This is a genomic window from Nocardioides sp. URHA0032, from assembly GCF_000620645.1.
GTDB lineage: Bacteria > Actinomycetota > Actinomycetes > Propionibacteriales > Nocardioidaceae > Nocardioides.
On sequence record NZ_KK211161.1, the window covers coordinates 59,449 to 76,387 of the forward strand.

Consider the following 16,939-nt stretch of genomic DNA (forward strand, 5'->3'; position numbering starts at 1 on the left):
GTCGATCCGGGACAAGGGTGCGGCCGACGCCTACGTCCGTCGGGCCCTGGTCCACCAGGCGTCGCGCCACTGGCGCCGGCGGGGCCGCGAGCTGACCACCGCGGACCTGCCCGACGCCGGACACGGCGGGGGGATCGACGTCCGTGCCGACCACCTCGCCCTCTGGCAGGCCATCCGCGGGCTCCCGCCCCGGATGCGCGCGACCGTGGTGCTCAGGTACGTCGACGACCTGACCGAGCAGGAGACCGCCGAAGCGCTCGGGGTCTCCCTCGGCTCGGTCAAGAGCCAGACCCACCACGCCCTCAAGCGGCTGCGCGCCGCCGTACCCGACCTGGAGCTGCAGCGATGATGAACACCGAGATCCGTCAGGGCCTGAGCGACCTCCGCGAGGCCGTCGACGTCCCGCCGCTCGACCCCTCGGGCTTCGACGCCCGGGTGCGACACCACCGACGGCGGCGGCTGGCCGGCCGGATCGCTGCCGGAGTGGCGACCCTCACCACCGTCGCGGTCGTCGCTGCGGCGGCGCCCGCCGTGCTCCACCGCTCCTCCCCGACCCCGGTGGCAGCACCGGCGAGCGACCCGGGTGTGCCCGTCACGCTCGACGGGCGGGTCGAGCTCGGCAGCGACGGCGCGCGCGTCCGCGCGGACCGGGTCGAGGCCGGCGGCGACACGGTCGTGTTCGTGGCCGACGGCGGCGTCCAGGTGTTCGACACCAGCGGTGTCCGGCGCGACGGCTTCCTCGGCGGGACCACGGGAGACGACCTATGCGTTCGCACCCAGCGCCGACGAGCTCGCAGGCGGCATGTCAGCCGGGCTGGTCCGGTACGACACCTCGACCGGCGCGCACCAGCGGGTCCCGCTGCAGGACCCGGCCGTCGCCCTCGCCTGGTACGACCGAGTGCCCTACGTCGTCACCGAGGCCCAGCACGTCCGCACGCTGTGGCGCTGCGCCGACACCTGCGCGCGGGTCCTCACCGACCGGTCAGGGACGCTCACGCTCGGCAGGTGACCTACGGGGCGACGGGGGCGAACGGCTGGAGGTCCTCGCTCGCTCCGTGGACCGCGACGTACGACGACTCCGGGACCTCGCGCCACGCGCCCCGGAGGTCGCCGAGCGGCTCGGACACCACGAGGCGGGCGTCGTCGGAGAGGTCGTGCAGGGACGGGTTGTCCGGATACTGCTGGCGCAGCACCGACATGTCAGTGGAGTGGAACAGCGACCGCGACGCGCGGACGGTGGAGTACCGGAAGGCCCAGGTCGTCTCGCCGTCGGTCGTCGCGACCGTCATCTGGACGGCGTCCTCGATGCCGTGCCGACGGGCGACGTCCTCGACGAAGCCGACCGCGCGGGCGACGGCCGCCGGCGGGTCCTCGACAAGGCCGTGGGTCAGCGCCAGGAAGAACAGCAGCTCGGAGTCCGTCGAGCCCTCGATCTCGGCGTACAGCGACGGGTCGACCGCCATCGCCAGGTCGCGCTTGATCGTGGGGAAGCCGGCGAGCATCCCGTTGTGCATCCAGAGCCAGCTCTGGTGGCGGAACGGGTGGCAGTTGGTCTGCTGGAGGGCGGTGCCGGTCGACGCGCGCACGTGCGCGAAGACGCGACGGGAGCGGGCGTGGGCGGAGATCTCACGCAGGTTGCGGTCGCTCCACGCCGGCTCGATGCTGCGGAAGAGTCCGGGGCGGTCGTCCTGGCCGTACCAGCCGACGCCGAACCCGTCACCGTTGACCGTCGTCGCGCCGAGCTCGGAGTGCTTGCTCTGCATCACCAGCGAGTTCTTCGGCTTGAACAGCAGGTCCTCGAGGCTCACGGGCGCACCCGAGTAGGCCAGCCATCGGCACACGTCGTACCCCTTCCGCGTCGGCGTCACCACCGAGCATGCCCGGTCTCGCGCTCCGCCGGCAGGGGTCAGTGCGCAGGGGTTGCCGGATCCTCGGCGTCGATGAGCGACGGCGGGCCGACCGCGACGCCGTCCTCCGGGTCCGGTGCCGAGGCACGCGCGTCGGCCAGCACGCCGGCCGGGACGTGCTCCTCGAGGAACCGCCGCGCCATCCGGCTCGACGGGTGGATGGCGGCGGTCGCGATCACGATGATGCCCGCGATCGTCAGCCACCCGGCCGCACCCCAGTTCATCGCGAGGAACGTGTACACCGCCGGGGCCCAGACCTTGCCGAGGGTGCCGCTCAGCTCGGCGGCGCCGTTGTACGCGCCCCGCTGGCGCGGGTCCATCAGCTCGGCCTCGAACGACCAGCTCGCGGCCGAGAGGTAGAGCTCTGCACCCGTCACCGTCACGTGGCCCAGCCAGACCAGGGCGATCGTCACCCAGCCGACGGTGTCGTGCGTCGCCAGCGTGATCAGGCACGAGACCACGAGGAACGTGGAGGACACCCGGACCGCCCGCAACGCCGTCGGTACGTCGTGCACACCGCGGGCGGCCGCCATCGGCAGGAAGATGCACATCACGGTGTTGGTGCCGAACAGGAACGCGAGCAGCACCCGCGGGGCGTCGGTCTCCTGCACCAGCCACAGCGGGATCACCACGTTCAGTAGCACCTGGTTGGTCCAGAAGACGCCGATGAAGAACGTCGACAGCATCCAGCCGGGGTTGCGCAGCGGTCCCGGCCCGGGGACCTTCACCTTGCGTTCCTCGGGCGTGCGCTCGTCGTGCGAGGCCTTCGGCAGCCGGGAGACGGCGGCCGCGTTGAGCAGGAAGACAGCGGTGGTGAACCACGGCAGCGCGTGCAGGAGCTCGTTGGAGTCGAAGGCCAGCGCGATGCCCCCCATCAGCGACCCCAGCGTGAAGCCGACGTTCAGCGCCGAGTACATGTACGCCCGCGACTTCACGCGCTCGTCGGGTGGCAGCACGTCGATCGTGTAGGCACCGTGGGCCGCGCCGCCGAGGGCGCCGATCACCTCCATGCCGACGGCCATGGTGACGTACCCACGGAAGTCGGTGATGAACGGCCAGAGCGAGAACATCGCGGCCTGTCCCGCGGCGCTGACCGCCCACATCTTCTTCGGCCCGAAGCGGTCCACCAGCCGGCCCATCGGCCACGCCGCGAGGAAGGCGGCGGCGCCCGCACAGGTCAGGCCCAGGCCGACCTGGCCGGCCGAGAGCCCGACGATCTGGGTGAAGAACACCGCCGACCCGGTCATGAAGGTGCCCTCGCCGAGAGCGAAGAGGAGGGACTGCACGGCGAGGCGGCCCGCGAGAGGAGACGGCGGACGCGCGTGCCGGAGGAGGGAGGCGATCATCGCGGCAGATTCTCCGTGGTCGCGGTCGCGATGTCGCGCCGTTTTCCCGCGTCGGCGCCACGCGCGATGATCGAGGGGTGACCGACTCCTGGTGGCAGCTCGCGCTGTCGATCCTCGCGGGGCTCGCGCTCGTCTGGCTGCTGCTGGTGGGCGCGCTGCTGGTGGCCGCACGCCGGGCGCCGGACCGCACCACACTCACCGACGTGCTGCGACTCCTCCCCGACGTCGTACGACTCCTCCGTCGCCTGGCCGCGGACCCGACGCTGCCCCGCGGGGTGCGCTGGCGGCTCTGGCTGCTGCTCGGCTATCTCGTGCTGCCGGTCGACCTGGTCCCCGACTTCCTGCCCGTGATCGGGTACGCCGATGACGCGCTCGTGGTCGCCCTGGTGCTGCGCTCCGTGACCCGGGTGGCGGGCCCGGAGGCGCTCGACCGGCACTGGCCGGGCACGCCGGAAGGGCTGGCTGCGGTCCGGCGCCTCACGCGGCTGGACGCCCCCACTCCCCCTCGCCGGGCCGGGCCCGGCGACTGACCGGGGTCAGCCGCGCCGACCGGCGAGGCGTGGGCGAGCGACCGTCGCGCTGCCGATCACCCTCAACTTTGGCGATGCGCTCGCCGTGGCCAGGCCTGCAGCGTGGGCCTGAGTACGGACATCCTCGTCCCCGACCCGATCCCGCAGGAGACCGTCATGCGACGTTCCGGAGCGCTCACAGCTGTTGCCGCCCTCGCCCTCTCCCTGGTGGCCGCCGGCCAGCCGCACGCGGGCGCCGACGTGGCCGGCCGTGCGGCGGCGTACCACCACCCCAAGGTCGCGTTCGTCGGCCATGCCCGTGCCCTGCCGGGCGGCCGCGCCGAGGTGCTGGCCGTCTACCGGTGCTGGGGCGGCAACCGGGGCACCCACCTGTGGGTGTCGCTCAAGCAGGGTGGTCAGATCGACGACCACACCGCCAAGGAGCTCTCGCAGATGGAGGGCACCAGCGAGCTGGCCCGGGCCTGGTACGACACCAACCCGGTCGCGCCGCGCAAGGTGCAGATCAACTGCAACGGCAGTTGGCAGGTCCAGCGGTACGTGGTCAAGCGGGAGAAGGGGACGCTGCGGGCCGGTCGCGCCTTCATGCAGTTCTGTCTCTTCGACAGCCACTCCGACCCCCAGGGCCAGGACCTCAGCAAGGGCTTCGCCTACAACTATCGCTTCGTCTACGTCCACCGCTGACTGTCACGCGTCCGGCGGGCCGGGGAGGGACTCTCGTGGCGACGGCGCCCGCGGCGCTGACAGCCGGGCAGCACACCGGGTCACGCGAAGACCAGCACCGTCGGCCCGCGTGCGGCTTTGAGAGCTCGAGTGGTGGCAACGGGCAGACGGACCCGACGTCGGCCGGGGCGGCGCGCACCCAGCACGACGAGGGCTGCGCCGCGGTGGCACGGAAGCACGGGTCCGGCCGGCGGGACCACAGCCACGTCGAGGCCCCTGTGGAGCGCTGCCGTGCACGCGAACCGCATGACCGCGGAGTCCCGGCGCGGTGACTCGTCCAGCACCAGGACCCAGCCCGCGAACACCTCACCCGGCCGAGATCTCAGCTCGACGACGGCCACAGGGCAGTCCGACCGTCGAGCGATCGCGACCACGATCCGGCGTCGCCCGCACCGCCACCAGGGCCGTTCGCCTTCCCGCTTGCCGATCACCAGCAGCGAGGAACCCGACGAGGCGCCGATCAGGGCTTCGGGCACGCTGCCGTCGCCCTCGACCCGAGAGACGACCGCCAGGTCCGGCACGACCTCGTGAGCCCGTCTGACGCCCTCGGCAATGATCGCCGCCGCAGCACCGCGGAGACCGTCTGAAGGATCGGGTACTGCGCCTGCGCCCGACCAGGCGTCGAGCAGCGGGGGCCGCTCGATCACGTGGACGACCCGCAGGGAACAGCCCGTCGCGGCTGCCTCCGCTGCGGCCCAGACGAGCGCGTCCCAGCCGCCCGGGCTGCCGTCGACGCCCACCACCACGGGCCCGTCCGCCCGCATCCCCTGCATGGACACTGGCTAACCTCCGTTCGCCGCTGGTACTGGATGCTGGCGCTGGGCGGGCAGCCTTCGCGCCGGTGTGTTCACGGGTCCACCCACTGGCGACGGGCCAGTGGTCCGCCCGTGGGTGGCACGGGCGCGAACAGGGCCGAGGACGGAGCACGCTGGATCCACCGAACAGCCGATCGTCCAGGAGTCCCCATGTGCTTCGCCCACTCATCGACAGCGAGCGATGCGCTCCACGTCCAGGCGCAGATCGGCGACGACGCGGCGGCGGCGTTCGCCGGCCTCGCCGATGCCGGCGGCCTGGGTACGGTCGGGGTTCCCGGTGCCGGCACTCCCGAGCGGGTGCAGACGACCGCGGGCGAGCGGATCCTCGACGGGTACAGCAAGGTCAACCACAACCGCTGGAACCGCGACCTGCCCTCCGCGATCTCGGTGCGCCCGGGCGAAGAGGTCCAGCTGTTGTGCCGTGACGCCCTGGACATCGGAGACCAGGCGAGGACGATGACGGCCGACGGCACGATGACGCTGGACCTCGGCCGGATCCACCCCCTCACCGGTCCCGTCGAGGTCGAGGGGGCGGAGCCCGGTGACATCCTCGAGATCGAGATCCTCGACGTCAGCCCCTTGGTGGACTTCGGCTACACGACGATCAGCCCGGCGCTCGGCCTGTTCGGCACTCTCCGCCCGGAGGCGCTGGCCCCGTTCGCGCCGTACACCGAGGCCTCCCAGCTGAGCGACCCGAACCCGGGTCGAGTGCCGCAGGCGGTGCCGGAGGACCAGCCGTACAACTCTGGCGCGCCGTCGGTCCAGCTCTTCCACTTCGAGCGCGGCCAGAGCTCCGGCTACGCGACGTTCGAGGGGAGCGACACCGGCCGGCGGGCGCGGATCCCGATCACGCCGTTCCTGGGCATCCTCGGCAACGCCCCGCTGCGGAAGGGCATGTATCGGACCTTCCCGCCGAGCGTCAGCGGCGGGATGGGCGGCAACACGGACGTCCGCCAGCTGGTCAAGGGCACGCGACTCCAGCTGCCCGTCTACGTCGAGGGTGCCAAGTTCTCCGCCGGAGACGGGCACATGGCGCAGGGCGACGGGGAGATCACCGGTACGGCGATCGAGACCCTGATGGCGGCAACCCTGCGCTTCTCGGTGATCAAGAACCAGGTGATCACCTCTCCGCGGGCGATCGTGCCGGCCGCCGATCCCACGCAGCTCGCGATGGACGCCGAGATGCGCGCTGCGGGCTACTACATCACCACCGGCACCGGCCCCGACCTGATGGAGAACGCGAAGAACGCCGTGCGGGACATGATCGACTGGCTGGTCGTCGACCAGCAGCTCAGCCTGCACGAGGCCTACACGCTCTGCAGCGTCGTCGGCGACCTCAAGATCAGCGAGACCGTCGACCTGCCGAACTGGCTGGTCTCGATGACGTTTCCGCGCGGTGTCTTCTCGTGAACCCGACTCAGCACACCGGAGAGGTACGACGATGGGCACCCTGAGTCCGACCACCCCCCTCGGAGCACTCACGCGCGGACTGGTCGCGGCAGTCGCGGGCACGCTGGCGATGGACGTCCTGCTGTTCACCCGCTACCGCCGCGGTGGGGGCGATGACGCGTTCGGCGCCTGGGAGTCCTCGAGCGGTCTCGACCGGTGGGAGGACGCCCCGGCACCGGCCCAGGTCGGACGTCGGCTGGTAGCGGGCGTGATCCAGCGGGACCTGCCGGCCCGGCGCGCGCGGCTCGTCAACAACCTCACGCACTGGGGCTACGGCGCCTTCGCCGGGCTGCCGTACGGCGTGCTCGTGGGCTCCCTGCGGACACCTCGCGTGGCATACGGAGCACCCTTCGGGGCGGGCGTGTGGGCCACGGGCTACGTCGTACTCCCCAGGCTCGGGCTCTACCAGGAGATCTGGGAGTACGACCGGGTCACCCTCGCCAAGGACCTCTCGGCGCACCTGGTCTACGGGATCACCACGGCCGCGGTCTTCCGGCTCCTCTCGACGCGCCGGAGGGCTGAGCGGTGACGGTCGCGGACGTCATGGTGGCCACCCTCAAGGCGGCGGGCGTACGCCGGGTGTACGGCCTTCCCGGGGACTCGCTCAACGGTTTCACCGAGGCGATCCGGCGCGATGGCGAGATCGCCTGGCAGCACGTGCGTCACGAGGAGGCGGCAGCCTTCGCCGCCGCGGGCGAGGCGGGCACGACGGACGAGCTCGCGGTCTGTGTTGCGAGCTGCGGCCCGGGCAACCTGCACCTGGTCAACGGGCTCTTCGACGCCCAACGGAGCCGGGTGCCCGTCCTGGCCATCGCGGCTCACGTGCCCGGAGCCCTGATCGGGACCAGCTGCTTCCAGGAGACCCATCCCCAGGAGCTGTTCCGGGAGTGCAGCGTCTACGCCGAGCTCGCCAGCAACCCCGAGCAGCTCCCGCGCGTCCTGGAGATCGCGATGCGAGCCGCCGTCGAGCGGCGTGGTGTCGCCGTGGTCGTGGTGCCGGGCGAGGTCTTCCGGAGCCGACCCTCGCAGCGGGGGCGCGGGGTCACCAGCATCCGGCCGACCCACTCGGCCGTCGTGCCGACCGACGGCGACCTCGAGGCGGCCGCGCACCTGCTCAACGACGCCGGACGCGTCACGATCCTCGCCGGGGCCGGATGCGCGGGTGCGCACGACGAGCTGCTGGCGGTCGCCGAGCGACTCAAGGCCCCCATCGTCCACGCCCTGCGCGGCAAGGAGTTCGTCGAGTACGACAACCCGTACGACGTCGGCATGACGGGTCTCCTCGGGTTCCCGTCGGGCTACCGCGCCATGGAGCACTGCGACGCGCTGCTCATGCTCGGCACCGACTTCCCCTACCGTGAGTTCTTCCCGACGGACGCGCGGGTGGTCCAGGTCGACATCCGCGGCGAGCACATCGGTCGCCGCGTCCAGGTGGAGGTGCCGCTCGTCGGAGGCGTCAAGGAGACGCTGGTCGCGCTGCTCCCCCGCCTGGACCGCTCCCGCGACGAGGAGCACCTCGGCAGGATGACGGCCCACTACCGCCGCACCCGGGCCCGCTACGACACGCTGACCGGGCTCGGTGCCGGCGACGGACCGCTCCATCCGCAGGCCGTCGTCGCGGCCGTGGACCGGGTGGCGGCTGACGACGCCGTCCTGGTCCCGGACGTGGGCACGCCGACCTTGTGGGCCGCCCGGTACCTGACGATGAACGGCCGACGGCGGCTGATCGGGTCGTTCAGCCACGGGACGATGGCCAACGCACTGCCGCAGGCCATCGGCGTCCAGAGCGCCCACCCGGGTAGGCAGGTCGTCGCGCTCTCCGGCGACGGCGGACTGACGATGCTGCTCGGCGAGCTGCTGACGCTGCGGCAGCTGGCGCTGCCGGTCAAGGTCGTCGTGCTGAACAACAGCTCGCTGTCGTTCGTCGAGCTCGAGATGAAGGCGGACGGCTTCGTGAACTTCGGCACCGAGCTCGACAACCCCGAGCTCGCCGGGGTGGCCCGCGCCGTCGGCCTGCACGGCGTGCGAGTCTCACGGCCCGACGAGCTCGAGCCGGCGCTGGAGGAGGCATTCGCACACGAGGGCCCGGCTCTGATCGAGGTCATGACCGTCCGGCACGAGATCGCCATCCCTCCCACCGTCACCCTCGGGCAGGTCACGGGGTTCGGCCTGTGGGCGAGTCGCTCGGTGCTGAGCGGGGCGGGTGACGCCGTCATCGAAGTGGCTCGCAGCAACCTGCGCCAGCTCGCCCTCGAGTAGCGCGCACCCGGCCGATCAGCTGCGGACACGACGCAGGCGTGCACGGTGGCGGTGATCCACGGGATCACTCCCGACCACCCCGACCGCCGCCCGTCGGGTGCGCTGCGACGGGCGACGCCGGGATCGGTGCCGCTGCCCGCGCCGGTGACCAGCGCGACTGCGCCCTCCAGGTCACTCAGGCAGGCCCGTCCCAGCCTGCTCGCGCACCATGTACTCGGCGTACCAGGACGGCCACTCGGCGTCCTCGTGGCCGATGCGCGCCTCATGCTCTCCGTGCGCCGCAGCCGCGCGCGAGAGAGCGCGGGCGAGGTCGTCGACGGATGCGAAGGCCGTTGCGGCCGCGTCGATGCGGCCAGGGAGTCGTGTGGTGACCTCCTGCACGACCCAGCCGTTGCCATCCACGTCGGCGAAGGAGAGGAACGAGCCGTAGCTGTTCCGGTCCGGGTCGGGGCCGGGGACACGCCCCTCGGCTCCCGCATGATGGAAGATGCCGCCGACGTCGTGGAAGACCTCGCTCACCTCGATCCCGGCAGAGACGAGCTCTGCGTGGGCCGCCAGGATGTCGTCGACGACCAGGTGCAGCCCCTGGGCCGTCCCGGGGACCTGCTCGGTGACACCGGTCCCGAAGATGATCGCGGCCGGGGAGCCCGGCGGAGTCAGCTGGACGACGCGGAACGCTTCGTCCGTCGTGACGTCGGCGTGGAGCCGCCATCCCAACGACTTGTAGAACTGCACCGACCGGTCGACGTCCGACACGGGGATCACGACGACCTCGAGTTTCATGTCCATGTGCTGCGCTCCTTCTGATGATGACGATCAGGACGAGCCCACGGTCGTCGCCCGCCGGCCCTCGTCGCGCCCGTGCCCGTCACTGGTGGGGGCGACCAGTGGTCGGCACGGGCGCGATGGCCGGGCGACTCCACGATCGTGGAGAGCGACAGCAGATCGACGAGCCGGAGGGTCGCCATGGAGTTCCTGGTCGACATGACCACTCACGTCCCGGAGGGGACCTCGGAGAGCGAGGTCGCCGCGATGCGCGCCCGTGAGGCAGCGAACACGACGGAGCTCGTCCGGGCGGGCCGCGTGCTGCGCCTGTGGCGCCCACCCCTGCGGCCGGGCGAGTGGCGCACGCTGGGCCTGTTCACCGCAGCCGGTGACGCCGACCTTCGAGACACGCTGGGCTCGATGCCCCTGCACGTGTGGCGTCGCGACACGGTCACCGTGCTCCGCCCGCACGTCAACGACCCGGGCCTGGACGGCGTGGACCTCGATCGGGACGCCACCGAGTTCTTCACCTGGTTCGCCCTGGCGATCCCCGAGGGAGCCGGCAGCGAGCAGGTTGCCGGGCTGACCGCTGCCGAGGGGGCCCGGACCCGCGCACTGGCTTCGGCCGGCAGGCTGCTGCGGCTCTGGTCCCTGCCGGAGGCCGGCCACAGCCTCGGGCACTGGCAGGCGGGCGACCAGGCTGAGATGGAGCGGCACCTGAGCTCGCTTCCGCTGGCGGGATGGCTGACCGTCACGACGCAGCTGTTGACGCCGCATCCGAGCGACCCGACCCAGGGCCACGCGACCAGGAGCAGCGCATGACCGCCGGCACGCCTGCGCGCCCGGCCGCTGACAGCAGGTCCGGCGAGCTCGTCGCCCTGCGAAGTACGGCCGGCGTGGCGCTGGTGACCGCGACCGTGCTGGCGTCCATGGTGGGCTTCCTCGACGCGTTCATGGTCAACGTCGCCGTCCCGGCGATCGCCGTCGACCTGGACGCGAGCGTGAGCCAGCTGCAGTGGGTCCTGACCGGGTACCTGGTCACCGTCGCCGCCCTGCTGCTGCTGGCCGGCTCGCTGGCCGACCACTTCGGCCGCAGGACCATCCTCGTCACCGGACTGCTCGTGATGCTCGTCGCCTCCGTGGGGTGCGCGGCCGCGGAGGGAGTCACGACGCTGGTGATCGCGCGCCTGGTCCAGGGCGTGGGCGGGGCCCTCGTCGTGCCCAGCAGCCTGGCCATGCTCAACGGGTCGCTGAGGACCGCGGACCGCGCCCGCGGCATCGGCCTGTGGGCCGGGCTGTCGACCTTGGGCAGCACGTTCGGCCCCTACGGCGGGGGCTGGCTCGTCGACCACGCTTCGTGGCGCTACGTCTTCCTGCTCAACATCCCGATCATCCTCGGCGCGCTCCTGGTCCTGACCCGCGTCCCGGAGCCGACGCGGACTCCCCGCCCGCTCTCCCTGGACCTCCTGGGCGCCGTGCCCGCCGTCGCAGGGCTCGGTGGGGTCATCTACGCACTGACGGAAGGCCCCGAACGTGGCTGGGGCGACCCGCTGGTGCAGCTGGCCGCGATCGTCGGGATCGTGGGCCTGGCGGTCCTGGTCCCCCTGGAGCAGCGCCGGCGCAACCCGCTGCTGAGGACCGAGCTCTTCCGCTCGAGGCAGTTCGACGCGATCAACGGCGCGACCCTGCTGTTCTACGGCGCGCTCGCCGCGGCGAGCTACCTCGTCGTCCTGCAGTGCGAGCTCCAGCTCGGCTACAGCGCGACCGACGCCGGTGCGGCGCTCATTCCCGAGTCGGTCGTCTTCCTGCTCGTGTCGCCCTTCGTCGGCGGCCTGGTCAACCGGACCGGCACGCGGTGGCCGATGGCGATCGGCATCCTCATCGTGGCCGTGGGCTTCGTGTGGCTCTCCGCCGTCGAGCGCGGCGACTCCTATGCCAGTGCCATCCTCCCGGGTGCCGTCCTCTGGGGGCTCGGCATCGGTCTCGCGGTGGCCCCGCTCACCGCGGGCGTGCTTGCGGCGGTGGACGACGCCGACCTCGGCGAGGCCTCCGCCATCAACGACGCCTCCTCGCGTGTCGGTGGTGTGGTCATGGTGGCTCTCGTCCCCGTGCTCATCGGCGCGGGCAGTGCACGCGGCCTCGCGGAATCGCTCCGAGACGGGTTCCCGGTCGCCATGTTGGTCATGGCCGGCCTGTGCGCGGCCGCCGCCGTGCTCACCGTCGTCTTCGTCTCCCGCGACCGGACGCCACACCGTCGGCTGCCGGCCGCGTCGCCGCGGGTCGCGGTCTGCCTGCTTCCAGACGCCGCCGTACGCACCGACAGGAGAACCCCGTGAACGACATCGAACCGACGCCCTCCCTCCAGGGCCAGACCGTCGTCGTCCTCGGCGGCAGCTCCGGGATCGGCCTCGAGACTGCACGCCTTGCCCGAAGCGCGGCGGCCGAGGTGATCGTGACCGGGCGCGACAGCGAACGGCTGAGGCAGGCAGGGGTCGAGCTGGGGGCGGTCCGCACGGCGCAGCTCGACCTCGCCGACGCGGCGGGCATCTCGGAGTTCTTCGAAGGCCTGTCCGCACCGGTGGACCACGTCCTGGTCACCGGCGGCGGCCCGACGTACGGCACGATCGCCGACCTCGACTTCGACGACGCTCGCCGGGTGCTCGACGAGCACCTTCTCGGCTCCCTCCGGGTGGCCAGGCACGCCGCGCACAGCGTCCGAGCCGGTGGTTCCCTCACCCTGATCACCGGGTCGCACGCACGCCGGCCAGGCCCAGGGTTGAGCATCGCGGCCATCGCGGCCGCCGCCGTCCCGGTCATCGCCGCGAACGCTGCCGTGGAGCTGTCACCCGTGCGCGTCAACGCTATCGCCGCCGGCTTCGTGGACACGCCGCTGTCAGCGCGACTGCTCGGTGCCGAGCTCGAGACCCGTCGAGCCGAGCTCCGGCAGACGCTCCCCATCCATCGGGTGGTGAACGCAGCGGACGTGGCGGCAACAGCTCTGCACCTGATGACCAACACCGCGGTCACCGGGGCGACCTACGACGTCGACGGCGGTCAGCAGCTCATTCCGTGACGGGTGTCAGGGCGGCGTCCAGCACCGAACCGCGCAGCTGCCGGCGAGATGAGACGGGTCGGCACCTCGGTGAGCGCTCCGGGGACGCCCCACCTCGGCCGCGCGGGTGTACGTCGATCGCATGGGCTCCCGACCGACCAGCTCGATGACGCGCGCACCCGGCGCCGGCGGCCCGCCGTGCGGTTCACTGGCTGCCCAGCCGCGGCGTCCTCGGCACGCGCCTCGGGTCGGGTGCCAGTGGGCGGCAGACCCCCCGGGGCCGGGGACCAGTGACTGCTACGGGCGCGAACCCGACACGTGACGGAGGACGGTGGGCACGCCGCAGAGATCGAAGGCGGCGTCCTGGAAGCCAGCACCGACCAGTGGAGGGCCCCCATGCGTTCAGACATCGTGCCGGGAGGGGTTTTCCCCGACTACCTGCTGCCCGACCACACGGACACACCACGGTCGCTCAGCGAGCTCCAAGGCGACGACCCGATGATCCTCACCTTGGCGCGCGGGCACTACTGTCCCAAGGAGCACCAGCAGCACCTCGACCTGGCCGCCATGCAGCCCAAGATCGCCGTGGCCTACACCGGGATCGTCACGATCGCCACCGACGAGCACCACACCCTGCAGGAGTTCAGGGCGTCGGTGGGCGCGGCGTGGCCGTTCCTGTCCGATCCGGGCAGGGTCGTGCAGAAGGACCTGGACATCCAGGAGTACACCGACCCGGAGCACGACCCGATGATCCCCCACACACTGGTCCTCAAGCCCGGGTTGGTGATCCACAGCATCTACAACGGCTACTGGTTCTGGGGACGCCCGTCCGCGGCTGACCTCTGGCGTGACCTCAGGGCCGCCACCCGCGAGTCCAGGCCGGACTGGGATCTCGCTGCACCCGGGCTGCGCGAGGCATGGAGGACGGGTGACCTGTCTTCCTTTCACGGGTGGGACCGCCGTACGCCGGACGAGATCCGGGTCGCGCTCGGGCGCTGAGGGGAGATGACACGGATGACCATGCAGTTGGACGCGCCGATCGCCGCGGTCTCCGACATCCCGGCGGCGCCACGACAGGCCGGCCCGGCGCTGTTGCTCCTCCTCGCGACCGAGGGCCTGACCGAGGAGTGGAGCCTTCTCGCGGCCGCGACGCTGGTCGTGGGCGAGGTGGTGGCCGGCTCCGAGATCGACGCCTTGGTGTCGGCGGGCGTCGTCAGGAGGCAGCACGGCACGGTCGTGTTGAGCGACGGCGGCACCCTGGCACGCCACGATGCGCTTGCTCTCGTGGTCCCCGGCCCCGCCGCGTCGCACAGTGCCGGCCCGGTCACGCCATCACCGCCTTCCCGGGCGAGCTCGTCGTGAGTTCGCTGATGCGCGCGCAGGTCGTGGCCCTGACCGACTGCGTCGTCGTGGTGACCGGCGCGCGCGCCGAGCCGTCGCGGTCAGCGTAGGAGGTGTCGAGGTGCAGGCGAACAGGACAGCCGTCGAGGAGCACTGGCGCGCATCGGAGCGCTCGGACAGTGCGACAGAGCACGCCATCTATGCGGACGACGCCCTGTTGGAGTACCAGCAGTCGGGTGAGCGGTTCCGGGGGCGAACCAAGATCGCGGCGCAACGGGAGGGCCACCCTGCTGACCGGCACTTCACCGTGCTCCGGATCATCGGCGTGGACGACCTCTGGGTCAGCGAGGTCGTCATCTCGTACGACGGCGTCCCGTCCTTCTCGGTCTCGATCATGGAGTTCCAGGAAGGAAAGGTCGTGCGCGAGACGCAGTACTTCGCCGACCCTTTCGAGGCACCGCCGTCGCGAGCGGCACTGACCGAGCATCCCACCTCCGGGCGGACCTGAGCCTTGGCTGGCGACGAGGACCTCCTGCGCCACGTGGGACGACCCGGGGGCCGGCCTGGTGGTGGACCCGTGAGCACCGAGAAGGTCACCCCTCCGCACTTCGGGATCCCGTTCGGCTTCGCCGGCCTCGCGGGCGCCTGGCGGCTGCTCGACTGGCGCTGGGCCCAGCCGGTCGCAGACCTGCTTGCGGGCTTCTCCGCAGTGGTGCTGCTGGTCCTCGTGACCCAGTGGCTGTCTCAGCTCTGGCGCCGCGACAGCCACCTGGCGGTCGAGCTGCGGGATCCGGTGCAAGGTCCGTCGGTCCCGGTGTGCGCCATCACCGCGATGCTGCTGTCGGGCCGGCTGGTCGGGCTGCACCTCCTGGTGGGTCGGCCGCTCGTCGTCTGCTTCGCCGCTCTCACGCTCGCCGGTGGGTCGGCGGTCGTCGCCGCGTGGTTGCTCGCGAGGCTGCCTCTGCGCAGCTACCACCCTGGCTTCTACCTGCCGACAGCCGGCGGGTCCCTGCTCGCGGCACAGGCCCTGGGCGCGCTCGGCCACGGCACGACCTCCCGCGTCCTGCTCGGCGTCGGCGTCGCGTGCTGGCTCGTGCTCGGCGTCGTGACGACCGTGCGGCTGGTCGTCGCTCCTCTGCCGGCCGCGCTCCGTCCCGCCCTGGTCATCGAGCTGGCCGCGCCCGCGCTCGCGGCCAACACCTACCTCACGGTCAACGCCCGGTACGACGGATGGGCGGTTGCGCTGACGGTGCTCACCCTGCTGCTGGCGCTCGCGCAAGTGCCCCTGGCGCCCTACTACCGCGCTGCCCCGTTCGGCATCGGCCACTGGTCCGCCGGGTTCAGCTACGCCACCGTGGCCGCCCTCGCGCTGCGTTGGGTCGACCATGAGCAACCGCCCGCCGCGACCGTGTGGAGTGCCCTCACGATCACCTTCGCCACCGGAGTGCTGGCGGCGCTCAGCGTGGCGACGCTAAGGGCGGATCGTCGTGCCCGTTGAACCCGCCACGAGGCCGGCCGCATCCTCGAGCGCACCGATCACGGCGCGGTTCCCGGCGGCGCGGACGAACCCGACGCAGGCCGCGACCTTGGCCCGCATCGAGCCGGCCGGGTAGCCGTCCGCGTGCGCATCGGAGACCCGGAGCTCGGGGAGTACCTGCGCAGCCCGTGAGCCGTAGCCGCTCATCACGCCGGCGCCGAGGGCAGACCGAACCCGCGGCTGCTCTCTTCCGGTACTGAGGTGAGGGCCATGGGCGCTCCTCGCAGGTGACTGGGAACCGAGAACGACCACCGACGCAGCCACGTCACGCCTCGCGAGCCGACCAGGGCGTCGACCGCCACCGGAGCTGGACCATCGGTGCCCAGGGACGCCGTTATCGATGCGCGATCGAGTGCGACGGGCTTCGCGTTCACAACTCCCAGCGAAGGACCAGCAGCGCTCGGCTCACACGCTGCCCCTCGACTGGTTCGCCACCGGCCCGGCGGAGCTCAGGTCCAGCGGGACAGCGAGCGCGGAGGCCGACCGGGCACGAATCCCGCCCCAGAGAGTCAGAGCTCCGAGCAACAAGACCGGTGCCATGGCCGCGTCGGACCACGGGGCTGTGTCGTACGAGGCGTACCCGCCGCTCGCAACCGGCCCGAGCACGAGCAGCACGGGAAGCGGCGTGGAACAGCCGACCACGAACGCGGTCGCGACACCCCAACCAGAGCGTCGGCCGGGAGCTCGAGCCGCCTCCACGCATGCCCCGAGCGTGAGCGCCACAGGCCACAACAGCACCCACACCAGCGCGGCCGCTGGAGTCAGGGCCGACGAGACCACATCGCCCCGCATCCCCGAGCGGAGCCCTTCAAGCCCGAGCAGCACCAAGCTCGCTGCCGGGGCGACGGCCAAGGCCCACCTGAGAACCCGATGTAGCGACGGCGCAAGTAGCGCCGGGAGCAGCAAGGCCACGCCGGCCAACAGCAGCATCCCGATCCCGGACAGTTCCGCGGCACGCCCGACCGGAGACCATGGGTCGCCCGGCACGAGGAAGTCGTACCTGTGGTCTTGCAGCGGGAGGCACCCACGGTCGTTGAACTGCCCCCACCTGCATTCGGGCCACCAGCGCTGCCAGGCTGCCGCATAGGCGAAAGCGGCAGCAGCGGCGAGCAGTACGGACGCCGCCGCCCGAGTCGCTCTGTCCGCCATGGTCCGAGGGGAGCACGGCCAAGCGAGTCCGGGCATCCCCACATTGGCGGAGATACCGGGGACACGTGA

Annotated in this window: 19 protein-coding genes; 14 read left to right on the plus strand and 5 right to left on the minus strand. The window is 71.9% G+C overall.

What is annotated here, in order from left to right; all coding sequences use genetic code 11:
• Window positions 1-4 precede the first annotated feature (4 nt).
• Window positions 5-349 (plus strand): sigma-70 family RNA polymerase sigma factor, encoded by a 345-nt coding sequence (locus N538_RS28150; protein WP_155992372.1) that lies wholly within the window; start codon window positions 5-7, stop codon window positions 347-349.
• A 369-nt stretch (window positions 350-718) separates the two neighbouring features.
• Window positions 719-1,009 carry a hypothetical protein gene (locus N538_RS0121415; RefSeq protein WP_155992374.1) on the plus strand — a complete coding sequence of 97 codons (291 nt, stop codon included), beginning with the start codon at window positions 719-721 and terminating at the stop codon, window positions 1,007-1,009.
• Between the two features lies 1 nt (window position 1,010).
• Here N538_RS0121415 and N538_RS0121420 read toward each other — a convergent pair whose 3' ends face one another.
• The gene (locus N538_RS0121420; RefSeq protein WP_231496297.1) at window positions 1,011-1,808 is read right to left on the minus strand and encodes a class II glutamine amidotransferase; all 798 of its coding nucleotides are present in this window, start codon (window positions 1,806-1,808) and stop codon (window positions 1,011-1,013) included.
• A 98-nt stretch (window positions 1,809-1,906) separates the two neighbouring features.
• A complete protein-coding gene (locus N538_RS26710; protein WP_036571720.1) occupies window positions 1,907-3,253 on the minus strand; it encodes an MFS transporter in 1,347 nt (448 codons plus the stop codon).
• A gap of 77 nt (window positions 3,254-3,330) precedes the next feature.
• Between N538_RS26710 and N538_RS0121430 the strand changes: the two genes are divergently transcribed.
• Window positions 3,331-3,783 carry a YkvA family protein gene (locus tag N538_RS0121430; protein ID WP_028638987.1) on the plus strand — a complete coding sequence of 151 codons (453 nt, stop codon included), beginning with the start codon at window positions 3,331-3,333 and terminating at the stop codon, window positions 3,781-3,783.
• Window positions 3,784-3,939: 156 nt separating this feature from the next.
• Entirely contained in the window at window positions 3,940-4,464 is a 525-nt protein-coding gene (locus N538_RS0121435) for a hypothetical protein (protein WP_197025426.1), read from the plus strand.
• Between the two features lie 80 nt (window positions 4,465-4,544).
• Here the strand turns inward: N538_RS0121435 and N538_RS0121440 are convergent, their stop codons facing one another.
• Complete coding sequence (locus N538_RS0121440) at window positions 4,545-5,276, minus strand: universal stress protein (protein WP_028638989.1); 732 nt, start codon at window positions 5,274-5,276, stop codon at window positions 4,545-4,547.
• Window positions 5,277-5,468: 192 nt separating this feature from the next.
• On the opposite strand from N538_RS0121440, the gene N538_RS0121445 reads away from it, so the two are divergent.
• The 3 genes from N538_RS0121445 to poxB are packed head-to-tail and all read left to right on the plus strand — an operon-like array spanning window position 5,469 to window position 9,026.
• The gene (locus tag N538_RS0121445) at window positions 5,469-6,728 is read left to right on the plus strand and encodes an acetamidase/formamidase family protein (protein ID WP_051549524.1); all 1,260 of its coding nucleotides are present in this window, start codon (window positions 5,469-5,471) and stop codon (window positions 6,726-6,728) included.
• Between the two features lie 31 nt (window positions 6,729-6,759).
• A complete protein-coding gene (locus N538_RS0121450; RefSeq protein ID WP_028638991.1) occupies window positions 6,760-7,296 on the plus strand; it encodes a hypothetical protein in 537 nt (178 codons plus the stop codon).
• Window positions 7,293-9,026: a ubiquinone-dependent pyruvate dehydrogenase gene (gene poxB, locus N538_RS0121455; protein WP_231496298.1), complete on the plus strand. Its 1,734-nt coding sequence runs from the start codon at window positions 7,293-7,295 to the stop codon at window positions 9,024-9,026. Before N538_RS0121450 ends, poxB begins: the two co-directional genes overlap by 4 nt.
• Window positions 9,027-9,197: 171 nt before the next feature.
• Here poxB and N538_RS0121460 read toward each other — a convergent pair whose 3' ends face one another.
• Complete coding sequence (locus tag N538_RS0121460; protein WP_028638993.1) at window positions 9,198-9,815, minus strand: VOC family protein; 618 nt, start codon at window positions 9,813-9,815, stop codon at window positions 9,198-9,200.
• Window positions 9,816-9,992: 177 nt separating this feature from the next.
• Between N538_RS0121460 and N538_RS0121465 the strand changes: the two genes are divergently transcribed.
• The 7 genes from N538_RS0121465 (at window position 9,993) to N538_RS0121500 (ending at window position 15,682) form a co-directional block, all read left to right on the plus strand.
• Window positions 9,993-10,613, plus strand: a complete 621-nt coding sequence (locus tag N538_RS0121465; RefSeq protein ID WP_028638994.1) for a muconolactone Delta-isomerase family protein — start codon at window positions 9,993-9,995, stop codon at window positions 10,611-10,613.
• Window positions 10,610-12,127 (plus strand): DHA2 family efflux MFS transporter permease subunit, encoded by a 1,518-nt coding sequence (locus N538_RS26715; protein ID WP_051549525.1) that lies wholly within the window; start codon window positions 10,610-10,612, stop codon window positions 12,125-12,127. Before N538_RS0121465 ends, N538_RS26715 begins: the two co-directional genes overlap by 4 nt.
• A complete protein-coding gene (locus tag N538_RS0121475; RefSeq protein ID WP_028638995.1) occupies window positions 12,124-12,864 on the plus strand; it encodes an SDR family oxidoreductase in 741 nt (246 codons plus the stop codon). Before N538_RS26715 ends, N538_RS0121475 begins: the two co-directional genes overlap by 4 nt.
• A 375-nt stretch (window positions 12,865-13,239) precedes the next feature.
• A complete protein-coding gene (locus N538_RS26720) occupies window positions 13,240-13,842 on the plus strand; it encodes a redoxin domain-containing protein (protein ID WP_051549576.1) in 603 nt (200 codons plus the stop codon).
• A 15-nt stretch (window positions 13,843-13,857) separates the two neighbouring features.
• Window positions 13,858-14,205, plus strand: coding sequence for a hypothetical protein (locus N538_RS0121485; RefSeq protein ID WP_028638996.1), 348 nt, complete (start codon window positions 13,858-13,860; stop codon window positions 14,203-14,205).
• Between the two features lie 100 nt (window positions 14,206-14,305).
• On the plus strand, window positions 14,306-14,692 hold the full coding sequence (locus tag N538_RS0121495) for a nuclear transport factor 2 family protein (RefSeq protein ID WP_028638997.1): 387 nt from the start codon (window positions 14,306-14,308) through the stop codon (window positions 14,690-14,692).
• 69 nt (window positions 14,693-14,761) lie between these two features.
• Window positions 14,762-15,682, plus strand: a complete 921-nt coding sequence (locus tag N538_RS0121500) for a hypothetical protein (protein ID WP_028638998.1) — start codon at window positions 14,762-14,764, stop codon at window positions 15,680-15,682.
• Here the strand turns inward: N538_RS0121500 and N538_RS0121505 are convergent.
• Window positions 15,656-15,868 (minus strand): hypothetical protein, encoded by a 213-nt coding sequence (locus tag N538_RS0121505; protein ID WP_028638999.1) that lies wholly within the window; start codon window positions 15,866-15,868, stop codon window positions 15,656-15,658. The genes N538_RS0121500 and N538_RS0121505 overlap by 27 nt on opposite strands.
• Window positions 15,869-16,939 lie beyond the last annotated feature (1,071 nt).

Excerpts from the sequence above, each read along its gene's own strand:
- N538_RS26710 (WP_036571720.1), bottom strand. The coding sequence starts at position 3,253 with ATGATCGCCTCCCTCCTCCGGCACGCGCGTCCGCCGTCTCCTCTCGCG.
- N538_RS0121435 (WP_197025426.1), top strand. The coding sequence starts at position 3,940 with ATGCGACGTTCCGGAGCGCTCACAGCTGTTGCCGCCCTCGCCCTCTCC.
- N538_RS0121440 (WP_028638989.1), bottom strand. The coding sequence starts at position 5,276 with ATGCAGGGGATGCGGGCGGACGGGCCCGTGGTGGTGGGCGTCGACGGC.
- N538_RS0121445 (WP_051549524.1), top strand. The coding sequence starts at position 5,469 with ATGTGCTTCGCCCACTCATCGACAGCGAGCGATGCGCTCCACGTCCAG.
- N538_RS0121450 (WP_028638991.1), top strand. The coding sequence starts at position 6,760 with ATGGGCACCCTGAGTCCGACCACCCCCCTCGGAGCACTCACGCGCGGA.
- N538_RS0121460 (WP_028638993.1), bottom strand. The coding sequence starts at position 9,815 with ATGGACATGAAACTCGAGGTCGTCGTGATCCCCGTGTCGGACGTCGAC.
- N538_RS0121465 (WP_028638994.1), top strand. The coding sequence starts at position 9,993 with ATGGAGTTCCTGGTCGACATGACCACTCACGTCCCGGAGGGGACCTCG.
- N538_RS26715 (WP_051549525.1), top strand. The coding sequence starts at position 10,610 with ATGACCGCCGGCACGCCTGCGCGCCCGGCCGCTGACAGCAGGTCCGGC.
- N538_RS26720 (WP_051549576.1), top strand. The coding sequence starts at position 13,240 with ATGCGTTCAGACATCGTGCCGGGAGGGGTTTTCCCCGACTACCTGCTG.
- N538_RS0121485 (WP_028638996.1), top strand. The coding sequence starts at position 13,858 with ATGACCATGCAGTTGGACGCGCCGATCGCCGCGGTCTCCGACATCCCG.
- N538_RS0121505 (WP_028638999.1), bottom strand. The coding sequence starts at position 15,868 with ATGAGCGGCTACGGCTCACGGGCTGCGCAGGTACTCCCCGAGCTCCGG.